At 64.5% G+C, this 20963-nt stretch carries 15 protein-coding genes; 3 read left to right on the forward strand and 12 right to left on the reverse strand.

Annotated features, from left to right (window positions below):
- Positions 1-82 precede the first annotated feature (82 nt).
- The 8 genes from DL240_RS11055 to DL240_RS11090 all read right to left on the reverse strand — a co-directional run bounded on the left by DL240_RS11055 (position 83) and on the right by DL240_RS11090 (position 11272).
- The gene (locus tag DL240_RS11055) at positions 83-751 is read right to left on the reverse strand and encodes a hypothetical protein (RefSeq protein WP_111729954.1); all 669 of its coding nucleotides are present in this window, start codon (positions 749-751) and stop codon (positions 83-85) included.
- An 82-nt stretch (positions 752-833) separates the two neighbouring features.
- On the reverse strand, positions 834-1100 hold the full coding sequence (locus DL240_RS11060) for a hypothetical protein (protein ID WP_146618248.1): 267 nt from the start codon (positions 1098-1100) through the stop codon (positions 834-836).
- 71 nt (positions 1101-1171) lie between these two features.
- Complete coding sequence (gene yoaA / locus DL240_RS11065) at positions 1172-3175, reverse strand: DNA repair helicase YoaA (RefSeq protein WP_111729956.1); 2004 nt, start codon at positions 3173-3175, stop codon at positions 1172-1174.
- Entirely contained in the window at positions 3172-3843 is a 672-nt protein-coding gene (locus tag DL240_RS11070) for a hypothetical protein (RefSeq protein WP_111729957.1), read from the reverse strand. Before DL240_RS11070 ends, yoaA begins: the two co-directional genes overlap by 4 nt.
- Positions 3836-4594 (reverse strand): 3'-5' exonuclease, encoded by a 759-nt coding sequence (locus DL240_RS11075; protein WP_111729958.1) that lies wholly within the window; start codon positions 4592-4594, stop codon positions 3836-3838. Before DL240_RS11075 ends, DL240_RS11070 begins: the two co-directional genes overlap by 8 nt.
- 44 nt (positions 4595-4638) lie before the next feature.
- On the reverse strand, positions 4639-6123 hold the full coding sequence (locus tag DL240_RS11080; protein ID WP_111729959.1) for a formimidoylglutamate deiminase: 1485 nt from the start codon (positions 6121-6123) through the stop codon (positions 4639-4641).
- 283 nt (positions 6124-6406) lie between these two features.
- Positions 6407-9013: an ATP-dependent chaperone ClpB gene (clpB, locus tag DL240_RS11085; RefSeq protein ID WP_111729960.1), complete on the reverse strand. Its 2607-nt coding sequence runs from the start codon at positions 9011-9013 to the stop codon at positions 6407-6409.
- A 228-nt stretch (positions 9014-9241) separates the two neighbouring features.
- On the reverse strand, positions 9242-11272 hold the full coding sequence (locus tag DL240_RS11090; RefSeq protein WP_146618249.1) for a hypothetical protein: 2031 nt from the start codon (positions 11270-11272) through the stop codon (positions 9242-9244).
- Between the two features lie 97 nt (positions 11273-11369).
- Between DL240_RS11090 and DL240_RS11095 the strand changes: the two genes are divergently transcribed.
- Positions 11370-11846, forward strand: coding sequence for a DUF4442 domain-containing protein (locus tag DL240_RS11095; protein ID WP_430673508.1), 477 nt, complete (start codon positions 11370-11372; stop codon positions 11844-11846).
- A gap of 104 nt (positions 11847-11950) precedes the next feature.
- Here the strand turns inward: DL240_RS11095 and DL240_RS11100 are convergent, their stop codons facing one another.
- Both DL240_RS11100 and DL240_RS11105 read right to left on the reverse strand, forming a co-directional pair.
- Positions 11951-13333 (reverse strand): MATE family efflux transporter, encoded by a 1383-nt coding sequence (locus DL240_RS11100; protein WP_111729963.1) that lies wholly within the window; start codon positions 13331-13333, stop codon positions 11951-11953.
- Between the two features lie 312 nt (positions 13334-13645).
- On the reverse strand, positions 13646-15193 hold the full coding sequence (locus tag DL240_RS11105; RefSeq protein WP_111729964.1) for an FMN-binding glutamate synthase family protein: 1548 nt from the start codon (positions 15191-15193) through the stop codon (positions 13646-13648).
- A gap of 207 nt (positions 15194-15400) precedes the next feature.
- On the opposite strand from DL240_RS11105, the gene DL240_RS11110 reads away from it, so the two are divergent.
- A complete protein-coding gene (locus tag DL240_RS11110) occupies positions 15401-16858 on the forward strand; it encodes a hypothetical protein (RefSeq protein WP_111729965.1) in 1458 nt (485 codons plus the stop codon).
- Between the two features lie 305 nt (positions 16859-17163).
- The gene (locus DL240_RS11115; protein WP_111729966.1) at positions 17164-18003 is read left to right on the forward strand and encodes a hypothetical protein; all 840 of its coding nucleotides are present in this window, start codon (positions 17164-17166) and stop codon (positions 18001-18003) included.
- Here DL240_RS11115 and DL240_RS11120 read toward each other — a convergent pair.
- Together DL240_RS11120 and DL240_RS11125 are read right to left on the reverse strand one after the other, a co-directional pair.
- On the reverse strand, positions 18000-18893 hold the full coding sequence (locus tag DL240_RS11120; protein ID WP_158542497.1) for a MaoC family dehydratase: 894 nt from the start codon (positions 18891-18893) through the stop codon (positions 18000-18002). The two genes, DL240_RS11115 and DL240_RS11120, sit on opposite strands and share 4 nt — an antisense overlap.
- Positions 18893-20749 carry a hypothetical protein gene (locus tag DL240_RS11125; RefSeq protein ID WP_199589794.1) on the reverse strand — a complete coding sequence of 619 codons (1857 nt, stop codon included), beginning with the start codon at positions 20747-20749 and terminating at the stop codon, positions 18893-18895. The genes DL240_RS11120 and DL240_RS11125 overlap by 1 nt, the downstream gene beginning before the upstream one ends.
- Positions 20750-20963 lie beyond the last annotated feature (214 nt).

Here is a 20963-nt window from a genome sequence, read left to right on the forward strand (position 1 = left end):
GCGAAAAAGGATCAGAACCCATGGTCGAATGCGCGCAGCATAGCGCCACACCGGCCCGAGCCCAAGCTTGAAATGGGATAGCTTACTCCGGCTGTGCCCGCTTCTCCATGCGTTGCTGCAGCCGGATCATCAGGTACTCCGAGAGATAATTGGGATCCTCGAGCAGCTGACAAGCCACAATTTCAACCCAGAGCATGGGCCCTTTGGAGGGATCGACACGTGAGGGAAAATCGCGTCGCGGCCAGATCACGTTATGCGTGCCCAGCTCGTAAAACTCGGTGTCGGCCGGAAGCAACGCCTGAAAGCTCAGCCCCTCGCCCTGACCACGGTACATCGCGGTGACATCGGCCACCGACAGACAGGTGCTCCCCGAGAGGTTGAGCAGCGCCGACGAGTCATCGATCGTGATATCAAAGCTCTTCCAGACGCTCTGGTCCTCCTGAAGGATATCGACCTTCGAGGTGCCCCCGATCAGCTCCACCATCTGAGCATTCTGGGCGAGCAGCGGCTCGGGCGCTCGCTCCTCCACGCGCACCTGACGCGTCTCCGGGGTCAGGTTTAACACGTAGAGTTCGCCCGAGCCGTAGAGGATCGAGCGGTAGCCCAGAAATCCCACGCCTGCCATCTGTGTGACCGCTCCCACAATCGCCACGATCACCACCAGGGCCACCAGCCCCAGCGCGACGCGCTTGCCGGTGGACATCCCCTCTTCGATTGCGAAGCCTTCCTGCTGCTCGGGCTCGGTGCCCATCTCATGCCTCATCTGCTGCGCCGTGCACAGGGCCTCCTTCTGCGGCCCTCCTGAAGACGCCCAGACTTACCACACTCGACGCTCAACGCGGAAGGAAGCGATCGCGACGGCCTTCTGAACCGTGTGCGTCACGACGCGCGCTGCCGCTGAGCACCGACCCGGCCGCCATCAACACAAAGACCGGTTTGGAGAGCAAAAAGAGCAGCACCACGTCAGTGGCCGACATCTGCGAGAGTCGAATGAAAATCTGCAAAAAGCTCGTGGTCAGAAAAAAGTTCTCGATCAGCTCCAGCATAATCAGCCCCCGGGGTTGGGCAGAAGTCGGCGAGGATTCAGCGCTACGACTCAAACCTGATCACCACCGGCGGCGCGTCCTGTGCGCTCCCCGAAAAATCCTCCCGAGTCGCCTGACCTAAGCGCTCACCCCTTCTCGGGGAGCAGCTCCGGATGACGCTGATACCACCAACGCTTCACCGCCGGCGCCGACCAGACCACGGGAGCCGGCGGCAGGCTGTTGAGGAAGTAACGCCCGTAACTCTTATGCGCCACCCGTGAGTCGAGAATCGCCACCACCCCCACATCGGACTTCGAGCGAATCAAACGACCAAAGCCCTGCTTCAATGAAATGGCCGCCGAAGGCAGCGAGATCTGCGCAAAACTGTTGCCGCCGCGCTCATCCACCAGGTCCAGACGAGCCCGGGTGAGCGGATCGGAGGGGTTGGCAAAGGGCAACTTGTCGATGATCACCATGCTCAACGCCTCTCCCTCCACGTCGACCCCTTCCCAGAACGAGCTGGTCGCGAAGAGCACGGCATTGGGCGTGGCGCGGAACTTCTCCAGAATCTCACGCTTGCTGGCCTGGCCCTGCAAGAGCACCGGATAATCGATCTTATCGACCAGCAGATCATGAACCGCATTCATATTCATGTAGCTCGTAAAGAGCACAAAGGCGCGGCCCTCGGTAATTTTTAAGAGGTAGTCGACGATCAGGGCGACATTGTCGCAGAAGTTCGGATCGTTGGGCGCCGGCAACTTGTTCGGCACGTAGAGCACGCACTGGTTGGGGTAGTCGAAGACCGGCTCCAGGATCAGTTCCTCCACCTTCACCGCTTTGACCGCCGGCCCCTCTTCGCGCTCAAACCCCAGCATGCCCATACGGCGCTTAAAGAACTCGAAGTTGCCCCCGGTGGCCAGCGTCGCCGAGGTGAACACCAGCGCGTCGTGGGTATCGAGCAGCTTTCGCCGCATCAGGCTGGCCAGGTCAATGGGCGCCGCCTGCAAAAATACCCCGCGGTCACGACGCTCCACGATGTAGGCATAGCGCGGGTTATCGCAGCGGATGACCTGCTTGAGTTCAAAGCTCAGTTCCTTGCAGCGCTGCGCCAGACGCTGCCCCGATTCGCCCAGGGCACTGACCGCGCGGATCGCCCCCTCCAGATCGTCGAGCCCGTCGTAGACCTCCTCCAGGGCCTCGTCGATGAGTTCGCGCTCGGGGATGTCATCGAGCACATCCAGTCCGTGACGCCCCTCGCGCAGCACGCCGAGCAGGCGATCGAAGAGCTGGCCGGCGGCCTTGGTCAGGTGCCGGGTGGTCTCCAACACATCGGCGGCCGCCTCCGCGCTGACCTCATCGGCATCCACCGCCCGCTCCACATCACCGGCCAACTCCCAGAAGCGGAAGTTGGATACCTGCAGCCCGAAGTACTCCGTGGCCACACTCTCCAGGTGGTGCGCCTCATCAAAGACCACCGCATCATAAGAGGGCAGAATCTCGGCGAACCCGGTCTGACGCAGTGCCAGGTCCGCAAAGAAGAGGTGGTGATTGACCACGATGACGTCGGCTTCCTGGGCGTCTTCGCGCACCCGGTTGACAAAACACTCATCGTAATAGGGGCACTTCGTGCCCAGGCAGCCTTCCGACCCCACCGAGAGTTCCTGCCAGGTGGGGTAGTTATCGGGCAGACCTTCGATCTCGGCGCGATCCCCGGTGGAGGTTTTACCCGCCCAGCTGCGAATCACCGGCCACAGGCGCACATCGTCGGCAGAACGAAACGCCGGCTTGCGCTCCATCTCCTCAAAACGCTGCTTGCACAGGTAGTTTCGACGCCCCTTGAGCAGCACCGCCTTGAAGTTACGGGGCAGATGTTCTTGCAGAAAGGGGATGTCCTTAAAGAAGAGCTGTTCCTGCAGCGCCTTGGTCCCGGTGCTGACCACCACCCGGCGGCGCGAGAGCAGCGCGGGGATCAGGTAGGCCAGGGTCTTGCCGGTACCGGTGGCGGCCTCCACGATCGCGGCATGACGGCCCTCCAGGGCGTCGGCGATCATTTTGGCCATCTGCACCTGCTGGGGGCGAAACTCGTAGCGTTCGAGCTTCTGATCGAGCAGACCGCCGGGTTCCAGAAATTGTTGTACCGGTAAGCTCATCGTACCACCTCGCCAAGAAGCTCGATCAGACGTCGCCAGTCATCGGGGTCGATAAAGGCCGGCGCATCAACTTCCTGATCGCTGAGCCGAGCCAGGCCGCCGGCATAAGCCACCGGCACGTCATCGAGAGTGAGTTCTGGGGCACAGATCCAGATGGCCTGGCGCTTATTTCCAGATCGCGGGCGCAATCCGGCGCACATTTTGTCGTCGCGGACTCGAAAGACCAGCTCTCGCCCGGGGCGATCCACGAGCACCCGGCGCAGCATGGTCTGCTCGTCATGAAGCTCCAGGCGTCGCCCGTCGAACACCACCTTTCCCGGCCGACGCACCGGGCGCTTTCGATCGGCCGCCAGCGTGCGCAAGCGATTATGAACGCTGCGTTTTTTAAGCTCCCGCACCGGCGCTACCAGGGCGACAAAGGCCACCAGTGCTCCCAGCGCGATCAGGGCAGCGCTGCCCCCGAAAATCATCGTTCCCACGCCCACCACCACCAGCATCACCTTGCCCTGGCGGGCGCGCTGACGCCCGGAGCGGGTGTTGCGGTAGGCGGGCAGATAACCCCAGAGGTAGTCGAGGGCCCGCCAGAGTTTTCGGGTGCGCGGGGAGTAAATCTCCGGGCGTTCCAACTCGGCGCGGATCTCCAGATGGGTGGGTGCGGACTCAGTCATTGGCCTCGGGAACGCTCATGTAAAGGGCGCGCAAGGGATCGGCCTCGTCGCCATAGATGTAGGCGGGCCCCAGCCCGATGGTCGCGCCACCCAGGGCATCGCCCAGCGACTCAAAGTCTCCCCCACCGCCGCGGTTGCGACCACGCCAGCCACTCATCTCGGCGGCCTGCTGTTGCTCCCACTGCGCCTGCAGCATCAGCAGCGCGTCGAGCTGCTCGGGCAAGCGGTCGGCAAAGGCGTAGAGCACATGCCCGGTGACGGTGGCGTCATGGGTGGCGCGGTGGGCCTCTTCGAGCGGAATCCCCAGAAGTTTACAGATCGCGCCCAGATTCTTGCGCGGATGATTCTTATAAAACTGGCGCGCAAAGATCAGCGGGTCGAGCGTGGGGGCATCGTCCGGCCAACCAAGCCCGCAACGCTCCAGCTCGTTGCGCATGAAGCTGCGGTCGAACGCCAGGTTGTAGGCCACAATGCCCACCCCCTGCAGGCGCTCGTGCACCTCTGCGGCGATCTCCTCAAAACGCGGCGCGTCTTTGACGTCGTCGTCGCTGATGCCGGTGATGCGGGTGGAATCTTCCGGGATCGGACATCCCGGGTGCACCAGCTTGCCGTACGTCTCGATCACCTCGCCACGCTCAAATCGAATGATGCCGACCTCGGTCACGCGATCGGTCTGCGGATCGAGACCGGTGGTCTCAACGTCGATCACCGCCAGGGTGAGATCTTTCCAGAGTTCGGGCCAGTTCGACATAAGGGGAAGGCTCCGTGTGGCGAGCAGTCAAAAAAGGGGGCCAATCAGCGGGCCCGGCGCCGCGCCAGAAAGTCGCGAGCCGGGGCGAGTAGCGCGTCTTCGTCGACGTGCCTGCGATCTTCAATCACCAGCTCGCCGGCCACAATGGTGTGGCGTACCGCGCTGGCACTCATACTTAAAACCATGTGGTCCAACAAGGTCTGAGGCTCGGCCCCCCACAGCCCCGGGTCGCCGAGATCGAGCGCCACGAAGTCCGCAGGCTCGCCGGCCTCAATGCAGCCGGAGAGCGCGCGGCCCAGGGCACGCCCGCCCCAGGTCGTCCCCATCGGCCAGAGCACCGCCGCGGTGCTCATCTGGGCCCCGGGCGCGTGCGCGGGGAGCACATTTCGCGCCTGCGCGCGCAGACGCTCGTGGTACTCCACCAGGCGTAGCTCTTCCCAGGGGTCGATCACCGTATGGCTGTCACTTCCCAGCGCCACCGGCACCGCGTCGGCAATCAGTCGCCGCGCGGGCAGAAAGCCATCGCCCAGATTGCGCTCGGTGGTCGGGCACGCGCACACCGTGGGGCGAGTCTCGGCCACAATGGCGTGTTCACGCTCGTTGAGGTGGGTGGCGTGGACAAGCGTCCAGCGCGCATCTAACCCGGCCCAGGCATGCAACGCCTCGACCGGTCCCATGCCATAGGCGCGCCGCGCGGCATCGATCTCAGCAGGCTGCTCGCACACATGGATATGGGTGACCAGATCACGCGACCGACAATGGTCGGCGATCGCCTCCACCCAGCTCCGATCGACCGCCCGAATACTATGCGGCGCCGCGCCCAGGCTGACCTTATCCACCTCTCCCCAACGCGCTTCCAGCGCGCTCAAACGCTCCAGGTAGGTCTGCACGTCGGGCTCAATGAAGCGACGCTGCCGCGGTGAGGCCGGCTGGCCGATATCGCCGCTGTGATAGGCCACGCGCAAGAGCGCGATGCGGATGCCCACGGCCTGCGCTGCCTGAATCACCCGATGCGCGAGCTCATTGGGATCCTCATACGCCTGACCATCGGGGCGATGATGCACATAATGAAACTCGCCGACCTGTGTGATGCCGGCGCGAGCCATCTCCCAAAAAGCCAGGCGGGCGGCAGCCTCCACTTCCTCCGCGCTCAAACTCAGCGCCAGCCCGTACATCGCCTCGCGCCAGGTCCAGAAGTTATCGTTGGGGCGCTCCGGGTCGCGTCGCTCCGCCGCCCCGCGCATCACCCGCTGAAACGCGTGGCTGTGCGCGTTGATCTGCCCGGGCACCAGCGCCACCTCCCCCAGGTCCACGCTGCGATAGCGCTCCGGCCGAGCCTCCAAGTCCCCGACCGCGATCACCTGCCCACCACGCACCCATACCGAGGCGCGCTCCTCCCATCCCCCGGCGCTCCACACGTAGCGCGCGCGGTACTCGGTCAGGTCCTGCTCAGGCCTTTGCTCTGCTGCACTGTGATTCATTTCATCCTCACCATCGCTCTTGCGGCCCCCACCTCGGGGCCTGCTCATCGCTGGCTCCTTTTAGCATGCTCCCCGCCAGGCCGCGCAATCCGCGCCTGAATTCACCGGGAGTTCCTGAGCTCCTCTCTCTTCCGGACTTTGATCGCCCGGCCTCAAGCCCCCCACTCTCGGCGCACCGAGTGACCAGGACCTCTCCCCTGTAGAGCAAAAAACGCGGCCCCAACGGGGCCGCGTTTCTTTAGCGTTTGCGCTGCCTGAAGGCAGCGCAAAGGCCCTCGCGCTCCGGGAGGCTCCTCACAGGGCCTCTCCCCCCTTTCCAGAGCGCTGCGAGTCAATGCACCGAAGGCCGAGTCTCCGGCACGCCGCCGACCTCAAAGACCAGCTCGTCATCCTGCACCCGCACCGCGATGGTCTCTCCCGGCGCAAATCGCCCGGCAAGCAGCTCCCGAGCCAGGGCGTTTTGGACATCCTTTTGGATCACCCGCTTGAGCGGGCGCGCGCCGTAGACCGGATCAAAGCCCCGGTCCGCCAGCAGCGTCATCGCCCCTTCGCTCACACTGAGGCCAAAACCACGGTCTTCCAGCAAGCGACGCAGACGACCGAGTTGAATCTCCACAATGCGATCCATCTCCTTCCGCGTTAGCGAGAGGAAGAGGATGATGTCGTCGATGCGGTTGAGAAACTCCGGCTTAAACATCTCCCGCATCTCCTCCATCACCAGCGTTTCGGCCTGAGCAGGATCGCTCTGACCGAGGTCCTGGATGTGGTGGCTTCCCACGTTGGAGGTCATGATGATGACGGTGTTGGTGAAGTCGACCGTGCGTCCCTTCCCATCGGTGAGACGCCCCTCATCCAGGATCTGCAGGAGGATGTTAAAGACGTCGGGGTGCGCCTTCTCAATCTCATCGAAGAGCACCACGGTGTAAGGCCGACGACGCACGTGCTCGGTCAGGTAGCCTCCCTCATCGTACCCCACATAACCGGGAGGCGCTCCGATCAGGCGAGCCACGGCGTGACGCTCCATGAACTCGCTCATGTCGAGACGCACCATGTTTTGCTCGTCATCGAAGAGGAAGGACGCCAGCGCACGCGCCAACTCGGTCTTACCCACGCCGGTCGGCCCCAGAAAGATAAACGAACCAATGGGGCGCTGCGGGTCCTGCAGACCGCTGCGCGCTCGCCGTACCGCGTCGCTGACCGCCTGCACCGCTTCATCCTGTCCGACCACCCGCTCGTGCAGGCGATCTTCCATGGTGAGCAGCTTACGCTGCTCGCTCTCCAGCATCTTCTGCACCGGAATGCCGGTCCACCGGCTCACAATCTGCGCGACATCCTCATCGGTGACCTCTTCACGCAGGAAGCTCCCCGACTGCTGCAACCCTTGAAGCTCTTCGTGGGTGCTCTCCAGCTCCTTCTCGGTGGCGGGAATGGTGCCAAAGCGAATCTCCGCCGCTCGCCCCAGATCGCCACCGCGCTCGGCCTGCTCATACTCCACGCGCAAGTCTTCGAGGCGCTGTTTGAGATCGCGAGCTTTCTGAATGACATCCTTCTCGCGCATCCAGGTGGCCTTCATGCCGCTGGCCTTCTCGCGCAACTCGGCGATCTCACTCTCCACCTCTTCCAGACGCTGCTGGCTGGGGGCGTCGTCTTCGCGCTTAAGTGCCTGACGTTCGATCTCCATGGAGGTGATGCGACGCTCCAGACGATCGATCTCCTCGGGCAGGCTCTCCAGCTGCATTTTGACACCGGCGGCGGCCTCATCGACCAGGTCGATAGCCTTGTCGGGAAGAAAACGATCGGTGACGTAGCGATGGCTCAGCTGCGCAGCGGCCACCAGGGCAGCATCCGAGATGCGAATGCCGTGATGCACCTCGTAGCGCTCTTTGAGACCGCGCAAAATGGTCACGCTGTCTTCGACCGTAGGCTCATCGACCTGAATGGGCTGGAAGCGACGCTCCAGAGCGGCATCCTTTTCGATGTACTTGCGATACTCCGAGATCGTGGTCGCGCCGATGCAGCGCAGCTCTCCGCGCGCCAACGCCGGCTTGAGCATATTGGAGGCATCCATCGAGCCCTCCGACGCGCCGGCGCCCACCAGGGTGTGGAGTTCATCGATAAAGAGCACAATCTCGCCGGCCGCCTGATCGATCTCCTGGAGCACGGCCTTGAGGCGATCTTCGAACTCCCCGCGGAACTTTGCACCGGCAATCAGCGAGCCCAGGTCCAGCGAGACCACCCGCTTGTTTTTGAGGCTCTCGGGCACATCGCCCGACGTGATGCGCTGAGCGATGCCCTCGGCGATTGCGGTCTTGCCGACGCCGGGCTCCCCGATGAGCACCGGGTTGTTTTTGGTGCGACGGCTCAAGACCTGCAGCGCGCGGCGGATCTCTTCATCGCGGCCGATCACCGGGTCGAGCTTGCCGCTCTGGGCCATCGCGGTCAGATCGCGGGTGTACTTCTCCAGCGCCTGATACTTGTTCTCGGGGTTGACGTCGGTCACGCGCTGATTGCCGCGCACCTCGGTCATGGCAGCGAGCACCCGGTCGCGGGTCACCCCCACCGAGCGCAGCACCTGCCCGCCCTCATCTTTGGACTCACTCAAGGCGAGCAAAAGGTGCTCGGTGGAGACGTACTCATCGCGTAGCCCGTCGGCTTCTTTCTGAGCCAGACGAAGCACCTCGGCAAAGGCGTTGGAGACCGATGGCGAAGCCCCCTCAACCCGGGGCATCCGACCGAGCGCGTCTTTGACGGAACGACGCAGACGGTCACCGCTGGCACCGAGCTTATTGATGATTGGCGAAACGATGCCCTCATCCTGCTCCAGCAGGGCATCGAGCAGGTGAATGGTACGCACCTCGGGGTGCTGCGCCTCGGCAGCACGGTCCTGGGCTTCGGAGAGGGCCTCGCGCGACTTGATGGTGAACTTCTCAATACGCATCGCTTCACTCCATCGTAGATCACCGCCCTGGCGGGAAGTCAGGTTGCGAGCGCAGGAGCGCGCGCCAGGCTTGCACACAAGCCCACCTCTTCTTCACCCCCTATGAGGCGACGGTCCATCTTCTGTGGCAATTGTCTGGGTCAAGGCCCCCGGCCTGCAAAGCGGCCGGGAGTCCTGCGGTCGAGTGCCAACCTAGGCACCCCTGAACGAGCGTCAAGCAATTGGCCCTTAGCGGCCCTCGGCCTCGGGCTCCAGCACCGTCAACACCTCCTGCAAGGCCGCCTCCCAGTGCGGCAGGATCTGGCCGCTGACGCCGTTGGTCTCTTCATAATGGGAGCCCGGCGCGCGGGTGGTTCCGGTGGGCCCTTCAAAGTCGTACTCCGGCACCATGTACCCCACAAAATCGCCGCCCAGACCGATGAAAAAGGGCAGACGCTCCTGGCCAACCCACTCATAGATATAGGGGCCTTCGGGAGCCTGCTCAAAGTCCGGCGGGTTCTCCTGGTCGGCGCGCACCACACAGGGATGGCTCCCCGAGGTGCCCTCCGCAGGGGGCATCCCGTCGGGACCACAGGCCAGCTCGGCGCGCCTCCCTTCCACATCGCCAATCACCGGATCCCACACCGCATAGCGACCCGGGTAGCCGCCCACCAGGCTCTCGGGAAAGACCTCCCCAGGGGCCGTGAAAAAGACGATTGAGCCCAGGGCCACAGCGCTTGTCTCGCTGAGAATCTGCGGCGCCTGCGGATAGAACTGCGTCGGACTCAATAGCGCTGTGTTGTAGATGTCCCGCTCCAGGATCCTGGCGGCAAAGGCCGCCAGCTGGAAGAGCGTGTTTTCAATCGGCGTGAGAAACTCCACGGTCCGAAACGCCAGCCTCGGAGCCGCGATCTCCTCCAGCGCATCGCCGTGATGCGCCCGGAGCACATGCGCGGCCAGCTGCTGGCCCACCGCATCGGCGGCGGCAAAGGTGTGACGCTGCTCATCCTCAAAGGACTCGTCAGCGTAGTTTTTGGCGCCGCCTCGCCCCGGGTTGATCAGCCCGCCGACGGCCCCGGCAAAAAAGGCGGTGACCCCGCCCAGGCCGGCAAGCGCCGGCTTAAGCTCCTGCCCCTCGCCATCGAGCACCGCCGCTAACCCCTGCTCCACGTAGTGGCGCACAAAATGAGGATAGTCCGCGGTAATGAGCTGATTCTCCGACCAGAGCACCTCGGGGTGATTCCCGAAGCTGATCAGGGTGGCGATGGTGTCGCCGCTATCCCGGGAGCTCAGGCGAACCACCGGCAGATTATCGTCAAAAATATAGGGCGGACGGCTGTCACTGATGGCCAGGCCATCCACCCCGGTCTGGAGTACCGCCGCCTGAACGCGCGCCGGCTTAAGCTCGGCCACCGCCTGCTCCAGCCCGACCACGGTCTGGGCGATGATGCGCTCGATAAAGGCCTCCGATCGCCCGCTGCGGGTGGGAATCGGCGAGCCGGGACCCCACTGCCCGGCGGTATCGGGAGCCTCGTGGTTGTGGGTGGAGGCCACGATCAGATGATCGATCTGAAGCGCCTCCGGGATGCGCGCGCGGATGGCCTCAATGTCGGTATGAAAGAATCCCACCACGTCCAGCGCCACAAACGCCACGGTGGTCTGATCCTGACGCAACACCACAACCTGACTCTTCAGATCATCGTGGGCATACCGGGAGACGCAGCACTCCGGCTGTGCACAACCGATGCGCTCCTCGGGGCAGTACATCGCCGCTCGCCCCGGCGAAAATCCGGCGAGCCACATGGCCTGGTCTTGCCAGCCCGGATCTTCTGCGCCGGGCGCTGGCGGCGCTTTGAAAAACTCCGGCGTGATGACCATGCTCGCCGCGCCGGCCAGAAGTTCCTCGCCAGGGCCCGGCTCACACCCCGGGGCCCCGGGGCACGCGCGGGCCGCAGCCGGCTCAAAGATGCAGACCCGGGGGCGCCCCTCTTCGATCAGCTCGCAGCTCTCCTCGGGGCGACACTCCTCATCCCGGGTGCAACGTCGGTCCATGTTGGAGACGCACTGGCAATTCACCACGCGCTGAGAATCATCGCATTGCGGCAGCGCCTGACAGGCCGGCGGCTCCAGCGCGTCGGCATCGGCGCCGACGTCGCCCGGCGCATCTTCGGAGACATCAGATGCCCCCACATCCTCGGCGGCCGGACCGGCACTGCATCCCCACACCACACATATCGCCCACACCCACACCCAGCCCAAACGCCTGTGCACGCGCACCATCACCACCTCCACGGGTTGACCACCATACGATGCGCCTACGATAACACTCCGGCGAAGTGCACCGCCACCACCTCTGACCCTCACCGGAAGCTGTATGATGCGTTCCCTTCTCAAACGCGCCCGGGGCGCGCTCACCCAACGCATGGACCTGGTACTCAACCTCTACCCGCCCTACCTGGGGGCGGGCGTCCGCGTGCGACACATCTCCGACGACTACCGCCACATCTGCGTGGAAATGCCACTGAAGCTGAGCAATCAGAACTACGTGGGCACCCACTTCGGCGGCTCGCTCTACTCGATGGTCGACCCCTTTTATATGTTGATGTTCCTAAAGAATCTGGGCCCCGAGGTCGTGGTCTGGGACAAGGCGGCCAGCATCCGCTTTAAACGTCCGGGGCGCGGCCGGGTGCGCGCGGAGTTTCGACTCGACCAGGACGATATCGACGCCGTCTGGGAGGCGCTGGCGCAGCAACGGGTCTACGAGCCGGTCTTTGAGGTGGAGATTTTCGACGATGAGGGCCAGGTCGTGGCCCAGGTCCAGAAGACCCTCTACATCCGTAAAAAAGAGCGCTGAGCGCCACCAACCCCGCCGCCATAAAAAGCCCCGGCCGAGCTTTTGCTCGGCCGGGGCTTTTTTGCATCACCGCAAGCGCCTCACCCCCTATCACGCCCGCACCTTCAGGCCGCCTCAGCGCTGCGGGGCTCTCGGCGCTCCGCGGGCCGCAACAGCGCCTGCTTCCAGCCCTCGCGCCAAAAGCGCAGGGCCAGCACGATCGAGAGCATCAACATCTCCACGACCATCCCCATCCAGGCGCCCACCGCCCCCCAGTCCAGCACATAACCAAAGAGGTAGGCGAAGGGCACCAGCATGAACCACGCCCCGGCAATACCCGCCAGCATGGTGAAGCGCGTGTCGCCGGTCCCGTTGAGCGTGCCGGCGGTCACGATCACCGTGGCGTCGAAGAGCTGGAAGACCGCCGCCACCATCAAGAGCTTACCGGCCAGCGCCACCGTGGCCATATCGCTGGTGAACACCCCGGCGATCGAGTCGTGGAAGAGCCAGAAGCTCAACCCGAAGAGCCCCATCAAGAGCCAGGTCAGCGCCAGCGCCGCCTTATACGAGGTGGCCACCTCGGAGTAGGCCCGCGCGCCCACGTGCTGTCCGGCCAGAATCGTCGCCGCCTGGCCGATGCCCTTGCCCGGCAGGAAACTCACGCTGACGACCTTGAGCGCGATCTGATGCGCGGCCAACTCCACGGTGCCCATCCGCGCCAGCAGCGCGGTGAAGAGGGTAAAAGCGCCGATACCCAGCACATAATGCACCCCCATCGGCAGTCCCAACCGGGCGATCGAGCGCACGACTTCGGCGGGCACCCGGCGCACCAGACCACTCTTGCTCACAAAGTGCGCCAGCACCGCCACCAACCCGATGCCCTGCGCGATGACCGTGGCGATCGCCGCCCCTTCAATCCCCATCGCCGGAATCGGGCCCACCCCGAAGATCAAGATCGGGTCGAGGACCACGTTGACCACGTTGGCGGCGATGTTGATCTTCATCGGCGTGCGCGTATCTCCCACCCCCTGATAGTAGTTGCTCAACGCCAACATGACGTACCAGAGTCCGGCGCCCAACGCCCGAATCCCGAAGTACTCGCGTGCCATCGCCTGAACGTGGGCCTCGCCGCCGAGCGCCTGGAAGATCCACACGTCGAGCAGGCTCAGGCCGACCACCAGCAAGCCAAAGGGGATGGCCAGGAGCACCCCGGCCGACGCGCTCTGCAGCGCGCGCTCCTTGAGGTTGGCCCCGGTGGCCTGACTGGCCACCACGCTCACCCCCTGGAGCGTCCCCATAAAGAAGCCGTTGATCAGCATCGTGGCCGTCGTCGCCAGCCCCACAGCAGCGAGTTCGGCGGTCCCCAGCCAGCCGACAAAGAGGGTGTCGGCCAGCTCCATCGCGGTAAATGAGAGCATGCTCACCACGATCGGCCACGACAATCCGGCGACCTTCGGGATGCGCGCTGCGATGTTTTTTCGACCCTCTTGCATACGTTGGCGGGTCATCTCTTACCTCGTCTGAGCCAAAGAACTCCTGCGACCTGCCAAGAAATCAAAAGGCCGCAGGAAGGGATTCCTGCGGCACTGAAAAATTACAATATTTCTGTAATCCTACACCTTCTGCTCCGCAGGGGACGCGGCACAAAAGCCGCCTGTCCGGACGCCGGTCTGCCCCGTCCGGGGGCACTCAGCGTTATGAAACATGAAAAAGGACATGGACATCCTACCAGGAAGGAACGGAAGCGAGGGAGTACAGGGTCTGGGCCACCCCATCATGGGGTGGCGAGTCCAGGGTTCAATCAGAATCCGTGGGGCAAGTCAAACTCTGGCCGATTCGGTCTGCGAGGCCTGCTCCGGCTCAGCCAGCAGCGGCGCGGCACCCTCTTGCCCCTGCGGGGCGAAGGCCGGGTAGCCAAAGATCTCCCGGGCCGAGCGGGCGCTGAAACACTCGTCGATAATTTCGAAGTGATCCAGATTGACCTGGGAGGGATGAGCCACCCCGACGGCGCGGGTGAGCCACATCACCTCTTTGCGCAGCGTGACCATGTAATTGGCCATACGCGCCGACTTGTCGGTGGGATCAAGGCCACGCATCAACCACCGGTTCTGCGTGGCGACACCGGCCGGGCAGTGACCCGTGTGGCAGTTCTGAGCCTGGATGCAGCCGATGGCCAGCATCGCCTCGCGGGCCACACCGACCATGTCGACGCCCATGGCGAAAGCGAGCAATGCATTCTCCGGGAAGCCCAGCCGCCCGGTGCCCATGAACACGACCTTCTCGTGGAGATTGCGCTCCGAGAAGATCTTATAAACCCTTGAAAAGGCTAACTTAAAGGGAAGCGCCACATTATCAGCAAAGACCAGCGGCGCGGCCCCTGTCCCCCCTTCACCACCGTCGATCGCGATGAAGTCAACCCCTCGTTCGCCGGGCACCATCTTGTCGGCCAGCTCAATCCAGAAGGACAGATCGCCCACGGCCGACTTGATGCCCACCGGCAAGCCGGTGGCATCGGCGATGGTCTCCACAAAATCAAGAAGTTCATCCACCGTGCTAAAGGCGGAGTGGCTCGACGGGCTGATGCAATCTTTGCCCATCGGGATGCCGCGAATCTGAGCGATCTCTGCGGTGATCTTCTCAGCCGGAAGCACCCCGCCGCGCCCGGGCTTGGCGCCCTGACTGAGCTTGATCTCGATGGCGCTGACCTTGTGCTCCTGAACCCGCACGATCAACTCCTCCAGCGAGAACTTGCCGTCCTTATCGCGCGCCCCGAAGTACCCGGTGCCCAGCTGCCAGATCAGCGAACCGCCATGGTCGTGATGCCGGGAGATGCTCCCCTCGCCAGTGTTCTGCAACGACTTGGAGAGCGCGCAGCCGCGGTTGAGCGCCTCGACCGCCGGACCGCTGAGCGAGCCGTAACTCATCCCCGAGACGTAAAACACCGAGTCGGGACGGAAGGCTTTTTTGCGCCCCCGCGCCCCACCCAGCACCTTGGCGCAGGCGATATTATGGTGCGAATCGTAGTCCTCATCACCGGGCAGCGGCTCACGGTAGGGAAAGACCGCCGGCTTGATGATCAGGTAGTTCGGCGCGGTCTCCAGGTCGTTGCCGGTCCCGAAGCCAAAGTAGTTGTTCTGTCGTTTGGCCGAGGCATACACCCATCGGCGCTGATCACGGGAGAAGGGACGCTCTTCTGCGTTGTTGGTCACGATGTACTGCCGCAACTCCGGCCCCACCGACTCCAGGATGTAGCGAAAATGTCCGATGATGGGGAAGTTGCGCAAAATCGCGTGCCTGCGCTGGGTAACATCGTAGAGCACGACCAGCGCCAGAAAGAGCAGCACACCGCCGAGGATGGTCCAGAGCATTGCTAAACCTCACGAGCTCGCCAGCGAACGCAACGAGCAGAAAAGATGGCCAGAGGTGAAGGGAACTGCAGGTCTTCCGCGCGCACGCTAACACAGGCCGGGCGGCTGGCCAAAGGAGCAGCACTGCTCTATCCTCGCCCTCTCTCAAACTGCTTGAACCCCAGCGCTGGCGCCGAATTGCCGCGCTTTTATGCGAAGGAAATAACCATGCGTTCACATTTTTTTTTGGCGCCTCTAACAGTCGGCGCCCTGCTCTGTACGGGCTGCGAACGTCAGGAGGCGCCCCCCTTTTCCCCGGAGGCTGACGCGCCCGCCTTTCCCGAGGCCTTCCGGGAGGCGCTGCCCGACGAGAGCAAACTCACAGCGCTGGCGTCTGTTCCCGGCGCCGGACCGGCCTATCAACTTGAGGAACTCAACGCCTGCCCGCTGCGCTACGGGTTTATCGCCGATATCATCATCCGCTCTCCGGCCGGATATAGCCCCTCGGGCCGTGAGCTGGAGCTTCGCACCTCGCACCAAGGCTCGTTTGAGGCTCGGGTAAACCAGGGCCGCTGGGAATTACACGCGGGCAATATTGAGCGCGTTGAGTACGTCGACGACGCCCCCATACGCCACCCCGGAATTGCCGCCGACGCTCTGGCGCCGGTGTTGTTAAGCCCCCGGGAGCAGCAGCTCCAGGAAGAAGAGGGTCCCTCCACGCTGTGGTCGGCGATGGGCGAGTTCCCGGGCCTGACGATCTTCTTCCCGGCGCTGCCGACGCTGGCGAGTCCGGGGTCCACGGCGCCGTGGACCCCGCGCATTCATCAGCGCGGAAGCTCTCTGGCCGTGGAAACCACCCGCGGCAAAGCCCAGGCACCTCCCGGCTACACCCCTCCCAAGCCCCAGGGCACCACCCACCAGGCCGAGGTGGAGCTCAAACACTGGGCAGCACTCGAGGGCACCCCGGTGGCACTGTTGGAGAGCGACTGGTCGACCGGCCCCTATAAGGAATACATGCGCTCACGCGCCGGCGCGCTTCCCGAGCCCGTGGAGCTGACCCTGGAGAACCGCGATGAGTACTCGGGCCGCTACGTCGCCAGCGAGTCCGGACGCCTGCTCTTTGCCAGCGTGCAATCCATGCGAGAGCAGCAGATCACCGGCAGCGGCAACTACCCGGAGCAGCGTTTTACCATCGCGCTCAAAGCCCAGATGAACCTGCTTCAAAGCTGCGAGAGCCCCGTGCTCAACCCGGTTTCCGAGGGCTCCGATCTGGGCATCGATAACGCCACCCGGGCCGTAAATCGCTTTGTCACCGCCGTCAAACGCAACGATCTGGACCAGGTCCACGAACTCCTCAGCCCGGCACTGCGAGAGAAGCCGGGCAGCCAGAAGATTCTGGAGACGCTGCGCACCCATCTCGACACCCACGGCCCGGCGGCTCTCGGCCTGGCGGAGCGTCCCCTTGAGCTCATGGAGATGGACCAGGGCCATCGCGTGGAACTCGCCGGCAAATCCACATCGCTGGGCGACGACGAAGAAAACGTGCTGGTGACCGTGTATTATACCGAAGTCATCGATGGACAGGCCCGCATCACCGGCCTGGGTGCTGATACCAGCTCTCGCGACATGCTCTGGGAAGAGCTCGAAATCACCGAGAAGCGCTTCTTCGCCCGAGAGCCCCGCTGAGGGGCTCTCAGGACGCCAGGGCCGGCAGAGAACCTGAATCCTCGTCGGCTCCGCTGCGCCCTGGCTCCCGCCAGGGCGCAGCTCACGCCTTCTGCCGGCGTACGAGCCCGGGCCCTCCTTCCTACTCTTTGTCCCCGCTCCAGCCCGCCCCCGTCGCCCGACCCAAGCGTAGGTCCGTGCTCAGCTGCGGCGAGCAGAAACTGAAAACTCTCACAGGTAAAATAGTATCAGTGTCCCCGTTGCCACCGCCTCACCGGTGGTCACAATCGCCGGGGTCACTCATCTGAACTTGTGTTGAGGTACCTATGTTGTTTGCCCCTTTGCTGGCGTTGATGCTCGGGCTTCCGATGCTCCAGGCCGCCCCCGCTCCTCCGAACACCGAACGCACCTCCCCTCGTCAGGCGCTGCCCTCGCCAGCCCTGGTCACCGTCAGAGATCCCTCCCCGACGAGCCCGCCCCGCGCCTTTCCCAACCTTGAGGGCCGCTACGCGCAGAAGGTCGTCACGACCACCCGCGCCAGAGTCATGGGAATCGGGCGAGTCGACACCCTGACCACCGGCTACCTCCTCGCTGATATCACCCAGGATGGCCCTCGCCTGGAACTGGAGTCCACCGTCTGCCACGCCGAGCTCAGCGGCTCCAACGTCGTCCGTACCCTCATCCCCCGCGCCTTCATCAACAGCCTCCCCACGCGCACCCGCCAGGGGTCTCTGAGCCCCCTTGATCAGGGCTGGCAACTTCACGTCGAGCGCGACTGGGACATTCGCGGGGTGCGCCTGCGCGACCCGGCCAACGAAGCACTCCCCGACGATCCCGATGACCCGCGCATCGTCGACCAAGATGGCGACGGCCATCCGGGGCTCACGGTACGGGTCGAAGGTCTGGTCGACGGCGAGGTCCGCGTCATTCAGCGAGGCTGGGATGCCTACACCTTTGTGGTGGAAGACCCCGCGCACCTGCGCGGTCAGGTCGACTGGAACTCCGAGCAAAACGTCATCGATGCCACCAGCCGTCTGCTGCGGGGCGGCCCCGAGTCGCGCCCGCTGCGTGGCAAAGATCACAACCGGGTCGAACTCAAACGCGTGGCCCCCTCCACCACCTGCGCCACGTTGCGGGCCAACCCCGGCGCGATCTTCGGTGATTAACCCCGGGTCACGCTCCCCTCAAGATGGGTCTTGCTCAGGTCCGGGCTCTTACAACAGAGCTCCAGACCTTCACCATCGGCGGCCTCCCGCACACCGATCCAGATCCGAGAAGGGAGCATCACCGGCTTTCGAAAACGCGCCTGCAAGCGCAGCTCACCCTCGGTCTGGAGCAAGGGCTGCGCCTCGGCCCACACCCGCGAGAGCGTCCACATCCCGTGGGCGATCGCCCGCGGAAACCCAAACGCCCGGGCCGTCAGGGCGTGCAGATGGATCGGATTGTAGTCGCCGGAGACTCCGGCGTAGCGTCGCCCCTGCGCCTCGGGGACATCGACCATCACCGAAACCCGGGTGCCGGGCGCTTCGCCCGACGGTGGCGCTTCGCCCTTCTTCGTTGCGCGCTTTTTGCCCCGGCGAACCGGCGAGAGCGCCGTCAACTCGCTCTCCCAGACCAGCTCCTGTCCCACCCGGGCCTCGCTCCCCAGGGTCACGATGTACCCCAGGCGCTCATCCCAGCGCCCCTCCAGCACCCGGGCACTCAACGCGATCGCCTCCTCGGGGTGCAGGGCCCGATGCTGCACCATCGTATTCTCCAGGTGCACCAGCCCCAGCGCCGGCAACGCAAAGTCGGCGTGGGCGATGATCGCCGCGTGCAGCGGCGCGGCAAGCACCTGGAGGTAAGGCAGCGGTACGGTCCCGGTGTCGGCGATGCCGCAAACCCGGCGATAGGCCTGAAGCTCCTCCGGGTTCACGTGCACGCGGTCCACGCCGGCACTCAGGGCCTCTAAGCCCGTCTCCGCGCACGGGGTGCGGCGGCGCCGCGTCGCCGCCCGTACGTAGAGCGGCCCCAGCGCGGGCAACGCGTCAAAGTGCATCGTCTCTGGCTTACTCATCACTCCACCTCCCATACCACCTGCGCTCGCCAGCTCTCGGGCCAACGCGCTCCCTGATTGCCGGGGATTCCACGCCCCTGAGGATCTCGCACAAAATTACCCACATCACCAAAGGCCCGCTCCGCGTTGACCTTCTCGCCATGCTTTCGCATCGGACGGAGCTCGCCGTCCAGCTTGACCTTGATGATGTCATGCGGACCGGGGCGAAGATCGACCAGCTTGCCCTGGCGGCGCGGGTTCATCAGCTGCTCCTCATTGCCGATGGGGTCGGCCACGGTCTTGGCCTTGAGCGTCCATACCAGCAATGAGGTTGGATCGCGCCCCTCAAAGGTCTTCGCCAGCAGATCCTCCTGGCCGTAAAACGCCTTGCCGATATCGTTCTGATTGACCGGCCCGGCCATCAGGCAGAGCCCCGCCAGAAGATCGCACTCCGGGGGCAGCTCCATCACCCCCATCAGCTCGGCAACCAGCCCGCTGCGGGAGGCGCTGGCACCGATGGCGCGCACGCACTGATCCCAGTCCAGCCCCTGAGCGGCGACCTCCTGGCGGGAGAGCCCACCGATGTAGATGCGCTGGCCGGCCAGCCCAAACGCCTTGCGACCCCGCTGGGCGTTGCGGCTAAACGCTCGCCCCACCGGCAGATCCGCCCACTTTGGCAGCGTCGCCAGAACCCGGTCGGTCACCTGATTGAGTCCCTCTTGCACCTCGGCGATCCGGGCCTGTCCGGCGGGTTTAAGCACGTCGATGCGCTCAAGCATCATCAGCTCTTTGGCGCGCTCGCGCTCGCATCCCGTCCAGTGCGCAAAGGCGTTGTAGGCCGCGCGGCCGGCCATCACCGTCAGGGCTTCGGGCACCTCCATGCCCTGGTCCTCTTGATACTCCGCGGGCGCACTGGCGTCGGCGTTGCTCCCGGGCTGAATGCGCTCGCTGCGAAACGCCATGAGGTTCGCCCCGAGCTTTCGGCAGAGGTCGCGATCCAGATCGACCTCTTCGCCCTCCACCGCCTGCCCGACCTGCGCCACCAGCGCCACGCGCCAGCCCTGCGCACGCTCCGCCGCGCTCACCCCGCACATCTCCTCGATCGCCCGCAACATCGGGCGATTCTCCCGGCGGCGAGGCTCACTGCAGAAGGGAGCCGAGAAGACCTGCGCGCGGCGCCGGCCACAGGAAGCCACCACGGCCGCGCGCTCCATGGCGTCGGCCAGAATCCCCACGTGAAGCTGCTGCAAGTACCCCACCGAGGGGATATCATCGTGGTGCCACACCTGCTTGCGCAGCGCTCGCCAGGGCACCGTCACCAGGCTCTGCACCGGCCGGTGCCCGATCAAAGTCAGCAGGAGCGTAAAGGGCGTGCGATAGGGCCGACTCAGCACCACGTGGGTGTACGAAGCCCCTTCCAACACCGGCGCATCCAGGTGCCCCAGGCTTCGTAGCAGATGCCCGAGGCGCTCGGAATCCTCCGGCCCGAAGGTCACCTGGCGGTGCCCCCGAAAATTGGTCGACTGACGCGCACTCAGCACCCCGAGCGCGCACTCCTCAAAGAGCTCGCCTTCCGGCACCGCCACCACCTCGCCAAAGCCGCCGGGGCGCTCCAACGAGAGCAACGCCAGGGCCTTCTGCGCCTGGGCCCGGGAGAGCGCCACCCGCTGGCGATACCCCACTGGCGAGGCGCTATCGAGTTCAGCGGGCAACGAGTAGCGCGTCTTGCGCTCGCCAGGCTCCGCAAAGCGCGCCATACGTCGGCGCGGCGTCGCTGGCGGCTCAATCGCCACCGCCTCCACGGGTTTTTGCTGCCGGGAACCTTCGTCGGCGGGTTGACGCCGCACATCAGACGACACTTCGGGCTCTGCGCTCATCATGCGCCTCCCAGAATGAGGGTTTACTGTTGGAGAACATGGCAAACCCTGACCCGACCGGGCAACTTTTTCAAGCCGCCACGGCCGGCGATCCCCCCAAGACGCCTTGATGCCCCCCCGGGACGGTTCGCCATAGCCCCCCGCTTCGCGCCAGTGGTCGAACCCGACGAAAATATGCCGGCGCTATGTCGCTGGGTGGTCGAGGCCCTTAAAG

The sequence above is a fragment of the Lujinxingia litoralis genome (assembly GCF_003260125.1).
GTDB classification, from domain to species: domain Bacteria; phylum Myxococcota_A; class Bradymonadia; order Bradymonadales; family Bradymonadaceae; genus Lujinxingia; species Lujinxingia litoralis.

Excerpts from the sequence above, each read along its gene's own strand:
- DL240_RS11105 (WP_111729964.1), bottom strand. The coding sequence starts at position 15,193 with ATGCTCTGGACCATCCTCGGCGGTGTGCTGCTCTTTCTGGCGCTGGTC.
- clpB (WP_111729960.1), bottom strand. The coding sequence starts at position 9,013 with ATGCGTATTGAGAAGTTCACCATCAAGTCGCGCGAGGCCCTCTCCGAA.
- DL240_RS11090 (WP_146618249.1), bottom strand. The coding sequence starts at position 11,272 with ATGGTGCGCGTGCACAGGCGTTTGGGCTGGGTGTGGGTGTGGGCGATA.
- DL240_RS11095 (WP_430673508.1), top strand. The coding sequence starts at position 11,370 with ATGCGTTCCCTTCTCAAACGCGCCCGGGGCGCGCTCACCCAACGCATG.
- DL240_RS11125 (WP_199589794.1), bottom strand. The coding sequence starts at position 20,749 with ATGAGCGCAGAGCCCGAAGTGTCGTCTGATGTGCGGCGTCAACCCGCC.
- DL240_RS11120 (WP_158542497.1), bottom strand. The coding sequence starts at position 18,893 with ATGAGTAAGCCAGAGACGATGCACTTTGACGCGTTGCCCGCGCTGGGG.
- DL240_RS11080 (WP_111729959.1), bottom strand. The coding sequence starts at position 6,123 with ATGAGCAGGCCCCGAGGTGGGGGCCGCAAGAGCGATGGTGAGGATGAA.
- DL240_RS11055 (WP_111729954.1), bottom strand. The coding sequence starts at position 751 with ATGGGCACCGAGCCCGAGCAGCAGGAAGGCTTCGCAATCGAAGAGGGG.
- DL240_RS11075 (WP_111729958.1), bottom strand. The coding sequence starts at position 4,594 with ATGTCGAACTGGCCCGAACTCTGGAAAGATCTCACCCTGGCGGTGATC.
- DL240_RS11115 (WP_111729966.1), top strand. The coding sequence starts at position 17,164 with ATGTTGTTTGCCCCTTTGCTGGCGTTGATGCTCGGGCTTCCGATGCTC.
- DL240_RS11070 (WP_111729957.1), bottom strand. The coding sequence starts at position 3,843 with ATGACTGAGTCCGCACCCACCCATCTGGAGATCCGCGCCGAGTTGGAA.
- DL240_RS11100 (WP_111729963.1), bottom strand. The coding sequence starts at position 13,333 with ATGACCCGCCAACGTATGCAAGAGGGTCGAAAAAACATCGCAGCGCGC.
- DL240_RS11110 (WP_111729965.1), top strand. The coding sequence starts at position 15,401 with ATGCGTTCACATTTTTTTTTGGCGCCTCTAACAGTCGGCGCCCTGCTC.
- yoaA (WP_111729956.1), bottom strand. The coding sequence starts at position 3,175 with ATGAGCTTACCGGTACAACAATTTCTGGAACCCGGCGGTCTGCTCGAT.